We start from the raw sequence: 10,211 nt of genomic DNA on the forward strand, positions 1-10,211 counted from the left end.
CCTGTCTGATCCTATAGGTCCGCATATATGCCGACAGAAGTTAGCGGCAAGTTTATCTGCCCTCAGTTGGCGCCGTAACGGGTCCGCAACATGTGCCAGGCGGCACGCAGGCCCAGAGCCTCGCCACCCTTGGGCCGGCCGGGCTTTGCCTCCGGCTGCCAGGCGAAGGTGTCGAAATGCGCCCAGTCGACATCGTCGGCTACAAAGCGGTCCAGAAACAGGCCCGCGACACTCGCGCCGGCAAAGGCGTTGGCGTGGGCGTTGCCGATGTCTGCGACGCTCGACTTCAGCCATTCGGCGTAGGGCTTGTGCAGCGGCAGGCGCCACACCGGATCATCATGCGCTTCGCCCGCGGCAATCAGGGCGGCCGCCGTGTCGTCGCGCCGCGCCATCAGCGCGGCGAGGTCTGGGCCCAGCGCCACGCGCGCAGCACCGGTCAGGGTGGCGAAATCCAGTATCAGGTCCGGCTCCTCTTCCGAGGCCCGGGTCAGCGCGTCGGCCAGGATCAGGCGCCCTTCGGCATCGGTGTTGCCGATCTCCACGCTCAACCCCTTGCGGCTGCGCAGGACGTCGCCGGGGCGAAAGGCATTGCCGCTGATCGCGTTTTCCACCGCCGGCAGCAGGAGGTGCAGCCGGACCGGCAGCCCGGCGCCCATGACAAGCTGCGCCAGAGCCAGCGCATGCGCAGCGCCGCCCATATCCTTCTTCATCAGCGCCATGCCCGCTGCCGGCTTGATGTCCAGCCCACCCGTGTCGAAACACACGCCCTTGCCGACGATGGCGAGAACCGGATGCTGTTCCTGTCCCCAGATCAGGTGCATCAGGCGCGGCGCATGGTGCCGGGCGGCCGCGCGGCCGACGGCATGAACCAGCGGATACTGCTGCTCCAGCTGATCGCCACGGGTCGTGGAGAGCTTCGCCCCGTGCGCCTTGGCAAGCCGTTCCGCCTCGGCTTCCAAGGCGGCCGGACCCATGTCTTCCGCCGGAGTGTTGACCAGGTCGCGCACCAGGCAGACCGCGTCGGCTTCGGCGATGGCGGCGTCGATCCGTCCCGCCTCGCTCGTAAGGAGGATGCGCGGACCTTCTTGCCCCTTCTGCTGCTTGTACCGGTCGAACCGGTACTGCGCCGTCTGCCAGCCGTGCATCGCCGCTCCCGGCTCTCCGCTGGCAAGCCGGTAAGTGCCTGCCGGCAGCGTCTGGGCCAGTTTAGCTAGGCACCAGCTCGACAGGCTCTGCGGGTCGGCAACGCCGCCAACCGCCAGCCATCCATCCGCGTCAGGCACGATCGCGGTCTGGTATCCCTTGCCCTCGAACCGCTGCGCTTCCACCGCAATGCGCTGGCCTGCCGACAGCTTTCTGACCCAGTCGGAAAAGGTTTTCGCATTGACCAGATGGATCGCAATCGCGGCTTGCCCGCGATCGGGCTGGATGAGCGGTTCGGTTGCGGTCATAAGGGGTTCCCGTCAGAAGGAGCAAGGCGATGCGCCGGACGCTGTTAATCATCCTGCCGCTGCTGGCAACAGGCGGTTGTTCGCAGACCGATCTCGCGGAAGAGGGCCGATCCGCGCGCACCGCCGCCGCGACTGTATCGGCCCACGCAGGACAAGCCGGCAGCGTCATGGCGCGCAGCAACGGGGCGAAGGCGGTGGCCCAAGCTGACGGCGTGTTGGAATACAAATTTTCCTACCCCGCCACAGTCGGCAGCATCCCGCAACTCGCGCAGCAGATAGACGCCCGTGCGGAGGAGGCACGCAGCGCGGCGCGCAGCGCGGCGGAAGCGGACCGGGCAACCGCAGAAACGGATGATTACCCTTTCCGGCCTCACTACCTGTCACTGGAATGGACCGTGGTGGCGGACTTGCCGGAGTGGCTCAGTCTCAGCAACGCCATTGCCACCTATACCGGCGGCGCACACGGAATGTCGGGCGTCGAATCGCTGGTCTGGGACAAGCGGAACGGGCGCGCGCTGGACCCTGTGGCGATGTTCACTTCTCCCGAGGCTCTCGATCAGGCAGTGCGCGCCCGGTACTGCCGCGCGCTCGACGTCCAGCGCCGCGAGAAGCGGGAAGGAGACCGGCTGGGAGGCGAGTTCGAAGAATGCCCGGCAGTCACCGCTCTTACTGTGCTGCCCGGATCGAGCAACGGGAGGACCTTCGACCGGCTGACGCTGTACGCTGGGCCATACGTCGCCGGCCCCTATGCCGAAGGGAGCTATGAAATCGCCGTGCCGGTGGATGCTGCCGTTGTGGCGGCGGTAAAGCCGCAGTACCGTTCCGCCTTCTCGGGGCAGTAGCACCCTCGCAATTGCGCGCTATCCTCGCTACATGGCGGGCATGACACAGTATCAGGTAATCGAAGCTGGCGAGACCGGTTATCGCGACGGCACCATCAAGTTGCATGGTCCCGAGGGCTTTGAGGGTATGCGGCGTGCCGGGCAACTGGCGGCGGAAATCCTCGATGCAGTGACTGACATGGTGAAGCCCGGTGTCACGACCGCCGCTATCGACGACCGTGTGCGCGAGATGACGCTGGATGCGGGCGGAACGCCTGCAACGCTTGGCTATCGCGGTTATACCCATTCCTCCTGCATCTCGATCAATCACGTCGTGTGTCACGGCATCCCGTCGGACAAGGTGCTGAAGGAAGGGGATATCGTGAACATCGACGTCACGCCCATCCTGGACGGCTGGCACGGCGACAGCAGCCGGATGTATCTGGTTGGAGACGTGCCGCTGAAAGCGCGGCGGCTGGTGGACGTCACATATGAATGCCTGATGCTGGGTATTGAGCAAGCGCGGCCGGGCAACCGGCTGGGCGACATCGGTGCTGCGATTCAGCAGCATGCCGAGCGGCACCGCTACGGCGTGGTGCGCGACTTCTGCGGACATGGCCTGGGCCGGTTGTTCCATGACGCTCCCGAGGTGATCCATGCCGCCAAGGCCGGTACGGGGCCGGAACTCAAACCGGGCATGTTCTTCACCATCGAACCGATGATCAATCTGGGTCGCGCGCATGTGAAGCTCTTGGCCGACGGCTGGACGGCGGTCACTCGGGACAAGTCGCTTTCCGCGCAATTCGAGCACTCGATCGGCATTACCGACGACGGTTGCGAGATCTTCACCCTCAGCCCCCGGGGCTACACCGCGCCGCCGTACAGCTGATCGATCAGCCTTCGCGCGCTGCGCGAACGGCGGCACCTCCAGCAAAGGGAGCCAGGGCAAACAGCGCGAGGCTGACGGCTCCTGTCAGCCAAATTGCGGCCGGTTCCAACCGGACCAGACTGCCCGCGCCGAAGATCACCAGCGGCACGGCGAGCGGCATGAACAGCAGGCCGCCCAGCGCCGGACCGCTGCGCACACCGGCGATCAAGGCGGCGATCATCACTCCCAGAGCGGCAAGACCCGGCGTGCCCGCCAGAAGTCCGAGCAGCAGATAGGTGAGCTGCGCCTGCTCCAGCCCGAACAGCGCCGCAGCAACCAGGGTGGCAAGCAGCAGCAGCGGCGCGAAGCTCAGCCAGTGGGCGACGATCCGGACGGTCAGAACGCTCTCTTCCGCGATCCCCCGCAATGCAAACTGGTCGAAGGTGCCATCGGTCAGATCGGGCAGGACCAGACGGTCGAGCGGCAGGAACGCTGCCAGCAACGCGGCGATCCACACCACGCCGCCACCGGTCCGGGCCAGCAGTGCTGCGTCCGGTCCAACGGCAAAGGGATAGAGCACAACGACGGCCAGAAAGAACAGCAGCGGGAGCGCGCTGGCGCCGTTGCCGCCGCCCGGCGCAAACTGCGCCAGATCGCGGCGCAGCAGCAACAGCGCCGTACCCATCAGGCGGCGAACCGCGTCAGGTCGCAGCGCTGCACACCCGGCAGATCGAGCGGCCGATGCGAAGTGATGACGCAGACCCCGCCCGCGGCACGGTGCCCGGTCACGAGCTGAGCAACGACGCCAATCCCGCCATCGTCCAGCCCGTTCAGTGGCTCGTCAAGCAACCAGATTGCCGCATTCTGCGACAACAGCCTCGCCAAGGCAGCACGCTTGCGCTGGCCGGTGGAAAGATAGCGCACGGGGATGTGGCGAAGATGGTCGAGGTCGAGGGTTGCAAGCACGGGTGTCGGGCGTCCCGGGACCTCATCGAGCCGCTTCCAGAAGTTCAGCGCCTGTTCCAGCGTACGGTTTTCCGCCAGCGCGGCGCGTTCATCAATGAGGCCGAGACTGCCGGTCCGTTCCACCACCCCGGCCTCTGCGTGCAGCAGGCCGGCCATGATGCGCAGCAGGCTGGACTTGCCGCAGCCGTTGGGCCCGGTGACGTGCAGCGCGTCGCCTGCCCGCAGATCGGCGGAAAAGCCGCGAAACAGCAGCCGGTCACCGCGCCGGCAGGCAATCTCGCGGGCAGCCAGATGCGCTTGCATGGAAAGCGGCGATAGGCGATGGATCGGCGGGCGACAAGCAGAGGGGGTGAACGCCATGACAGTTGCCAGATTGACTGAGAACGAGCGGACCACCTGGCTGAGCGTGCTGGACGGCTGGGTCTTGGCAAGGGATGGCGAGGCGATCGCCCGGCAATTCCAGTTCGCTGACTTTTCCGAGGCATTCTGCTTCATGACCCGCATCGCTCTGCTGGCAGAAAAGCATGACCATCACCCCGAATGGAGCAATGTCTATAACCGGGTCGATGTCACCCTGACCACGCACGACGCGGGCGGACTGTCGCATCGTGACGTGGAGATGGCGGAGGCGATCAACAAGCTGCTTTGAGCCTGCGTCCCTAATTGCCCATCGCGCGGGCTGACTTGGCTGCTTCCCGCCGCAAGCGGCCTGGCATCCAGCGGGCGCCGAACGCCAGCCGGCGCGCGGTTGCGCCGACCAGCGTGTGCAGCCGCTCCCCATGAACAGCGTCCCACGCGGCCTTGGCCACCTCTGTTACGGGCGTGATTTCAAGCCCGGCGGCGCGTACGCGGTCGCGGATGGCCTCGTTGCTGCGCTGGTTGGGCGCGTGAGCGAGGAGCGGGGTGTCGATAAAGGCCGGCATCAGCGATCGCACCTTGATTCCGAATTCGGCCCATTCGCCATCGAGGCTCTCGGTCAGGGCGCGAACGCCAAACTTCGTGGCGGAATATACGGACGCCCCACTGGTGCCGTAGATCCCTGCGGCGCTGGCGGTGTTGAGCAGGCAGGAACAGGGGGCGCTGGCGCGCAGGAAGGGGAGGGCGGCCTGCGCGCCGAAGATAGCGCCCTTGAGGTTGACGTCGAGGCAGCGTTCTATCTCGGCGACGCTGTTGTCTTCTAGGGCGCCGCCTAACGGCACCCCAGCATTGTTGGCCATCACATCAAGCCGGCCGCCCGACGCGTTCGTGAAGTCTGCCAGCGCGTCGTCCCAGGACGCGCGGTCCCGCACATCGAGCCCGTGTGTCGAGACGCTGCCATCCGGCAGAACCGACCTCGTCTGCGCCAAAGTGGCCGTGTCGATGTCCGCCAGGCCGACGAACCAGCCACGCTCGGCGAACAGTTCCCCGATGGCGCGCCCGATGCCGGACGCGCCGCCTGTGATGAAGATCGCCTTGCGCGCGGTCACGTCAGCCGCCGAGCGCTTCGCGCAGGCCGCGCACGTATTCGGCCCCTTCGACGATCTGCGCGGTGGACGGCTGCAGCGCGTCACCAATGGGTTCCGACCGGCCGCCAAGGCAGGTACCAAGGAAGTTTTCGGTGATGGCGTTGAAGGCGATGTTGTTAGCGGGTTTCGCGAAACCGTGCCCTTCGTCCGGATACAGGACGTAGGTGACCGGAATGTTCTTGGCCCGCATCGCCTCGACGATCTGGTCGCTTTCCGCCTGCGCCACGCGCGGATCGTTCGCGCCTTGTCCGATCAGCAGCGGCCGCACGATCCGGTCCGCCTTGTACAGCGGTGATGCTTCCTTCAGCAGCGCCAGACCTTCGGGCGTGTTGGGGTTGCCCATGCGGTTATGGAACTGCGACACGATCGGCACCCAGTAGGGCGGGATGGTCTTCAGCAGCGTTTCCAGATTGGACGGCCCGACTATGCTGACCCCGCAGGCGAACGTGTCCGGCGTGGAGGTCAGTCCGACCAGCGTGGCGTAGCCGCCGTAAGAGCCGCCCATGATGGCGACCTTGTCCTTGTCCGCTACACCCTCTGCCACGGCCCAGTTCACCGCGTCGATGAGGTCGTCGTGCATCTTCTTGGACCACTGAAGATTGCCGGCGTTGATGAAGTCCTTGCCGAAGCCGGTGGAGCCGCGGAAGTTGACCGACAGCACGGCATAGCCGCGATTGGCCAGCCACTGATGCTCGGAATCGAACCCGTAAGTGTCGCGCGCCCATGGTCCGCCGTGGACCACCAGCACCATCGGCACCGGTCGGTCCGGCCTGCCGTCGCCGTTCGGGTCGCTGCCCGCTGGCAGAGTGAGATACGAAGGAAGCGTCAGTCCATCCCGCGCCTTCAGTTCAAGCGGGTGCATCGGTTGCAAGGGCGCGCCTGCCAGTTCAGGCCGGGCGGTATAGAATTCGGTCAGCGTTCCAGCCGTGCGGTCATACAGATACGCTTTCAGCGGGCCGGTAACGGGATCGTTCCAGACGATCCACTTCGCGTCGTCATTGGTGCGCGACTGCACCCCGAACTCGCCTTCGAGACGCGAACGCAGGAAGTCCAGGGAGGCGCCCACCTCCGGATCGATCGCGGTCCATTCGGGCTTGAGATAGTTGAAGGAATAGGCTTCGATCTCTCCCGTCCGGGGATCGGACAGCGCGCCGCTGATATCCGCCTTGTCATTTTCCGCGATGATGCGCTTTTGCCCCGTGGCGACATCCTGCGCGATGAGGGCGGCGGTGTTCCGGCCGCGGCTGTCGATCCAGTACATTGTCCTGCCATCGGTGGTAAAACCGGCGGGGCTGGTGGTCAGCGCATCGTCCAGTGTGGTGCTTTCGGTCGGCGTGTCCGCAATCTTCCCGTTTTCGATGGCAAAGAAATCCTGCCCTCCGGCAGCGTTGGGCCGGAGCGCCATGCGCAGCTTCAGATTGTCGTCTGCCAGAAAGCCGGCGTAGCTGTCATTCTGCTGCACCAGGGTCAGCTCACCCGTATTGAGGTCGAGCAGATGGACGTCATGATACTGCGGATCGCGGTTGTTGATGCCGACGAGGATCTTGTCGCGGATTGTTTCGGACGTGCCTACGATCTGCACCCGCGTCTTTTCAAAAGGAGTAAGGGTCCGTTCCGCGCCGCTGGCGATGTCGATTGAATAAAGCAGGAAGTTTTCGTCCCCGCCCTTATCCTGCACATACAGTACGCTGCGGGCATCCGGCGCCCAGAAATGCTGGCGGATAGGGCGGTCGGTCGAGGCGGTGATCGCCTTGGCCGCATCAGGGTTGCCAGCCGGCGCGACCCAGATGTTCATCACGCCGTCCTTTGGCGCGAGCCAGCTCAGCCACTGCCCATCCGGACTAATCTGTCCGCCGGACCGGGTCGGATTGCCGAACAGGGTAGCACGCGGGATCAGAGGCACGGAAGCAGCCGGGCGGGCGGCAGGAGCGGACTGGGAAGCGGTCATTGATTCTCCATTTGCGGAAACGGCGGCGCTCCCGGCGAGCAGCGCCAAAGCGGCGGCTCCGGCAACCAGGTGCCTGGCGTGGCTGTTAAAGATTTTCATGGCGTTGCTCTCCCTCGTGTTGGCGCCCGGTCTATCTCCGCCGCCGGCCGGTCGCAAGCGCCATCGCTCGTCACAGCGCCGGGTTGGCGTAAGCGTGCCACGTGAACAGGGCGAGGGCCGAGCGGTGCGGGCGCCAGCCCTCTCCAAGTGCGCGGACCTCACGCTCGGTTGGACGGGCGGGCAACGAAAGCATCCGGCCAAGCCCCTCCTGGACCGCCAGATCGCCTGCCGGCCAGATGTCCGGCCGCCCTTCGGCGAACATCAGGTAGATTTCTGCCGACCAGCGGCCAATTCCCTGCACCCGGGTCAACACGGCGATGGCGGTTTCGTCGTCCGCCGGCAGGGCGCCGAGGTCGAGCGATCCGGCCGCCACCAGTTCCGCCAGTGATCGGGCATAACGGATTTTCTGGCGCGACAACCCGCAGGCTCGCAGATCTTCCTCCGGCAGGTCGAGCAGGACGGCTGGCTGTGGTGGAGCGCCGATCCGCGCCTCCACCCGGTTCCAGATCGCCGCCGCCGCCGCTACGCTGACCTGCTGACCGACGATGGTGCGCAGGAGGGTGGCAAATCCACGCGGCCGGATGCGCGGCGCAGGATAGCCGATCCGCGCGAGTTCGCGCGCCAGCACCGGATCCTGCGCGGCCAGGCTGTCCAACCCCCGGCGGATTGCCGCTTCATCCATTTCTGAGAAACTCGCCCGCTTGCCAAAGAAGCGCCCGGGTTATAGCAGCCGGGCAGCTTCGTCATCAGTCTGAGAAGAAAGCCGCTCCAGTATGCCCCAGCTTCATGTCGTGAACCGCGCCGGCGTCGAAAGCACGGTCGAGGCGGCCGACGGGTTGACCGTGATGGAAGCGATCCGTGACAACGGCTTTGATGAATTGTTGGCGCTGTGCGGCGGGTGCTGCTCCTGCGCTACCTGCCACGTGCATGTCGATCCCGCCTTTGCCGGCCGCATCGCTCCGATGAGTGAGGATGAGGACGACCTGCTCGAGTCGAGCGATCATCGCAACGAGTTTTCCCGGTTGTCGTGCCAGATCCCGTTCACGTCCGACCTCGACGGTCTCCGCGTCACGATTGCGCCGGAGGATTGAGCGGCCCGGCGCTGGCGGAACAGCGGGGTTGACCCCACGGCCAAGCTCGCGCAGTCTGTCAGGCCATGGCCCTGAGAAACGAGCTCGTGCGCCGTCTGACCCTTCGTGCCGACGGAAGGAGCAGCGGCGATGCCACTTTCAGTCTGGCGGAATCGCCCGAGCGGCGGTCCCGGCAACAAATGCTGCAGCGCCTCCAGTTCGGGGTCGCCGGCGTGCTGACCATGTTCCTGCTGGTTGGGCTTGCGAACATCATCAATGATCGGGCCAATCAGACGGACGCACTGACCGTGCCGGAGGCGGTGCCGGCGATCAGAGCAAGTAGCAATCCCATGCAGAACGACCCGCTGGTCAGCGCGGGGGTGGTGCCTGACCTGCCGGCGGAGCCGACCCCGCGCCCGGCAACGTCTTCGTCACCCACCGCTCCCCCGAACGCAGCACCTGCCCGATAAAGATTCGACCATGCACCGCTGGCTGCTTTGCTGCCTCCTGATGGCGAGTGCAACAGGGTGTGAACGGGCGCCTGAGGCCCAGAGTATGGCTGCACGAGAACAGGCGCGGCCGGCGCTGGGCCTGATGACCAGCCTGCCAATCTACTGGGGTGAACCGGCCGAGCTGGCAGATCTGCTGAACAGTCCGGCGGACCCGCACTGGGCGCGCAGCCTCCTCGAGGAGCAGTTCATGCTTGTCCCACTGGACAGCCTCGGCACGACTGAGGGCGCGTCCCAAGCGGAACTGGCACAGCTCGATCGATTAATGGTGGCACAGCCGCGCGCGCTGACGGCGGCCGACAATGTCGCGCTTGACGGCTGGGTGCGAAGCGGAGGCAGGCTGCTCCTCGTGCTGGACCCGATGATGACGGAGCATTCTGCCTATCCGGTCGGCGACAGGCGCCGGTTCAACGATGTGGCCTTGATCCCGCCAGTGCTCGAACGGTGGGGCTTGTCGCTCGGCTATGCCGGCGCCGGCGCGTCGCCGCAGATCCGGTTCAACGGCGTTAATCTGCCCGTCGAGGAGTATGGTGTCCTGGCTCTGCGCACGCCGGCACCAGCGGCTGTCGACTGCGCGCTGAAGGCTGGCGGCGTGATCGCCATTTGCCGCGTCGGCGAGGGTCGCGCGCTGATCGCTGCCGACGCGGCGTTCCTGAACCACGAGGACACCGATCTGTCCCGGCGCGATGCCGCGCGAGCCTTGATCCAGGCTGCCTTCAACTGATCCTGCGCTGCCGGGTTAATTCCTATCCAGCGGCGATTGGGGATTTTACGGGAATGCGCTGTTCTCCCGCGGCGCAGCGCTCTTCGTGTCCGCGATCCTCTCCTTCACGCACACTGCCATTAACGAAGGACCAACGTGGCTGCGATCATAAAATAGGTAGGGAAAACAATTATTCTCTGCACTTTCCCGCGAAATCCCGTAATTTTCCCTTCCATCCCGAAGTCCTACAAGTTACACACTGAAGCCATCG

12 protein-coding genes are annotated in these 10,211 nt (G+C 65.5%); 6 read left to right on the forward strand and 6 right to left on the reverse strand.

Annotated features, from left to right (window positions below; all coding sequences use genetic code 11):
• Positions 1–62 precede the first annotated feature (62 nt).
• Positions 63–1,451 (reverse strand): M17 family metallopeptidase, encoded by a 1,389-nt coding sequence (locus tag LHJ54_RS06220; RefSeq protein ID WP_228243044.1) that lies wholly within the window; start codon positions 1,449–1,451, stop codon positions 63–65.
• A 29-nt stretch (positions 1,452–1,480) separates the two neighbouring features.
• On the opposite strand from LHJ54_RS06220, the gene LHJ54_RS06225 reads away from it, so the two are divergent.
• A complete protein-coding gene (locus LHJ54_RS06225) occupies positions 1,481–2,293 on the forward strand; it encodes a DUF4163 domain-containing protein (RefSeq protein ID WP_228243045.1) in 813 nt (270 codons plus the stop codon).
• A 40-nt stretch (positions 2,294–2,333) separates the two neighbouring features.
• Positions 2,334–3,161 carry a type I methionyl aminopeptidase gene (map, locus tag LHJ54_RS06230; RefSeq protein ID WP_228244315.1) on the forward strand — a complete coding sequence of 276 codons (828 nt, stop codon included), beginning with the start codon at positions 2,334–2,336 and terminating at the stop codon, positions 3,159–3,161.
• Between the two features lie 4 nt (positions 3,162–3,165).
• On the opposite strand, the gene LHJ54_RS06235 is transcribed toward map, so the two are convergent.
• Both LHJ54_RS06235 and ccmA read right to left on the reverse strand, forming a co-directional pair.
• Positions 3,166–3,825 carry a heme exporter protein CcmB gene (locus LHJ54_RS06235; protein ID WP_228243046.1) on the reverse strand — a complete coding sequence of 220 codons (660 nt, stop codon included), beginning with the start codon at positions 3,823–3,825 and terminating at the stop codon, positions 3,166–3,168.
• On the reverse strand, positions 3,825–4,409 hold the full coding sequence (gene ccmA, locus LHJ54_RS06240; RefSeq protein WP_228243047.1) for a heme ABC exporter ATP-binding protein CcmA: 585 nt from the start codon (positions 4,407–4,409) through the stop codon (positions 3,825–3,827). The genes LHJ54_RS06235 and ccmA overlap by 1 nt, the downstream gene beginning before the upstream one ends.
• 55 nt (positions 4,410–4,464) lie before the next feature.
• Between ccmA and LHJ54_RS06245 the strand changes: the two genes are divergently transcribed.
• On the forward strand, positions 4,465–4,755 hold the full coding sequence (locus LHJ54_RS06245) for a 4a-hydroxytetrahydrobiopterin dehydratase (RefSeq protein ID WP_228243048.1): 291 nt from the start codon (positions 4,465–4,467) through the stop codon (positions 4,753–4,755).
• A 10-nt stretch (positions 4,756–4,765) separates the two neighbouring features.
• Here LHJ54_RS06245 and LHJ54_RS06250 read toward each other — a convergent pair whose 3' ends face one another.
• The 3 genes from LHJ54_RS06250 to LHJ54_RS06260 form a co-directional block, all read right to left on the reverse strand.
• Positions 4,766–5,572 carry an SDR family oxidoreductase gene (locus LHJ54_RS06250; RefSeq protein ID WP_228243049.1) on the reverse strand — a complete coding sequence of 269 codons (807 nt, stop codon included), beginning with the start codon at positions 5,570–5,572 and terminating at the stop codon, positions 4,766–4,768.
• A 1-nt stretch (position 5,573) separates the two neighbouring features.
• Positions 5,574–7,658 (reverse strand): S9 family peptidase, encoded by a 2,085-nt coding sequence (locus tag LHJ54_RS06255; RefSeq protein WP_306437047.1) that lies wholly within the window; start codon positions 7,656–7,658, stop codon positions 5,574–5,576.
• A gap of 70 nt (positions 7,659–7,728) precedes the next feature.
• Entirely contained in the window at positions 7,729–8,340 is a 612-nt protein-coding gene (locus LHJ54_RS06260; RefSeq protein ID WP_228243050.1) for a DNA-3-methyladenine glycosylase, read from the reverse strand.
• Positions 8,341–8,431: 91 nt separating this feature from the next.
• Here LHJ54_RS06260 and LHJ54_RS06265 point away from each other — a divergent pair, with 91 nt between their 5' ends.
• From LHJ54_RS06265 to LHJ54_RS06275, 3 genes are all read left to right on the forward strand, one after another.
• On the forward strand, positions 8,432–8,749 hold the full coding sequence (locus tag LHJ54_RS06265) for a 2Fe-2S iron-sulfur cluster-binding protein (protein WP_228243051.1): 318 nt from the start codon (positions 8,432–8,434) through the stop codon (positions 8,747–8,749).
• A gap of 65 nt (positions 8,750–8,814) precedes the next feature.
• Positions 8,815–9,198 (forward strand): hypothetical protein, encoded by a 384-nt coding sequence (locus LHJ54_RS06270; RefSeq protein WP_228243052.1) that lies wholly within the window; start codon positions 8,815–8,817, stop codon positions 9,196–9,198.
• An 85-nt stretch (positions 9,199–9,283) separates the two neighbouring features.
• On the forward strand, positions 9,284–9,961 hold the full coding sequence (locus tag LHJ54_RS06275; RefSeq protein WP_228243053.1) for a GldG family protein: 678 nt from the start codon (positions 9,284–9,286) through the stop codon (positions 9,959–9,961).
• Positions 9,962–10,211 lie beyond the last annotated feature (250 nt).

The organism is Porphyrobacter sp. GA68 (assembly GCF_022605525.1).
Classification (GTDB): domain Bacteria; phylum Pseudomonadota; class Alphaproteobacteria; order Sphingomonadales; family Sphingomonadaceae; genus Qipengyuania_B.

Coding starts and splice junctions, on each gene's coding strand:
- LHJ54_RS06275 (WP_228243053.1), top strand. CDS start 9,284: ATGGCTGCACGAGAACAGGCGCGGCCGGCGCTGGGCCTGATGACCAGC.
- LHJ54_RS06255 (WP_306437047.1), bottom strand. CDS start 7,658: ATGAAAATCTTTAACAGCCACGCCAGGCACCTGGTTGCCGGAGCCGCC.
- LHJ54_RS06225 (WP_228243045.1), top strand. CDS start 1,481: ATGCGCCGGACGCTGTTAATCATCCTGCCGCTGCTGGCAACAGGCGGT.
- ccmA (WP_228243047.1), bottom strand. CDS start 4,409: ATGCAAGCGCATCTGGCTGCCCGCGAGATTGCCTGCCGGCGCGGTGAC.
- map (WP_228244315.1), top strand. CDS start 2,334: ATGACACAGTATCAGGTAATCGAAGCTGGCGAGACCGGTTATCGCGAC.
- LHJ54_RS06220 (WP_228243044.1), bottom strand. CDS start 1,451: ATGACCGCAACCGAACCGCTCATCCAGCCCGATCGCGGGCAAGCCGCG.
- LHJ54_RS06245 (WP_228243048.1), top strand. CDS start 4,465: ATGACAGTTGCCAGATTGACTGAGAACGAGCGGACCACCTGGCTGAGC.
- LHJ54_RS06265 (WP_228243051.1), top strand. CDS start 8,432: ATGCCCCAGCTTCATGTCGTGAACCGCGCCGGCGTCGAAAGCACGGTC.
- LHJ54_RS06270 (WP_228243052.1), top strand. CDS start 8,815: ATGGCCCTGAGAAACGAGCTCGTGCGCCGTCTGACCCTTCGTGCCGAC.
- LHJ54_RS06260 (WP_228243050.1), bottom strand. CDS start 8,340: ATGGATGAAGCGGCAATCCGCCGGGGGTTGGACAGCCTGGCCGCGCAG.
- LHJ54_RS06235 (WP_228243046.1), bottom strand. CDS start 3,825: ATGGGTACGGCGCTGTTGCTGCTGCGCCGCGATCTGGCGCAGTTTGCG.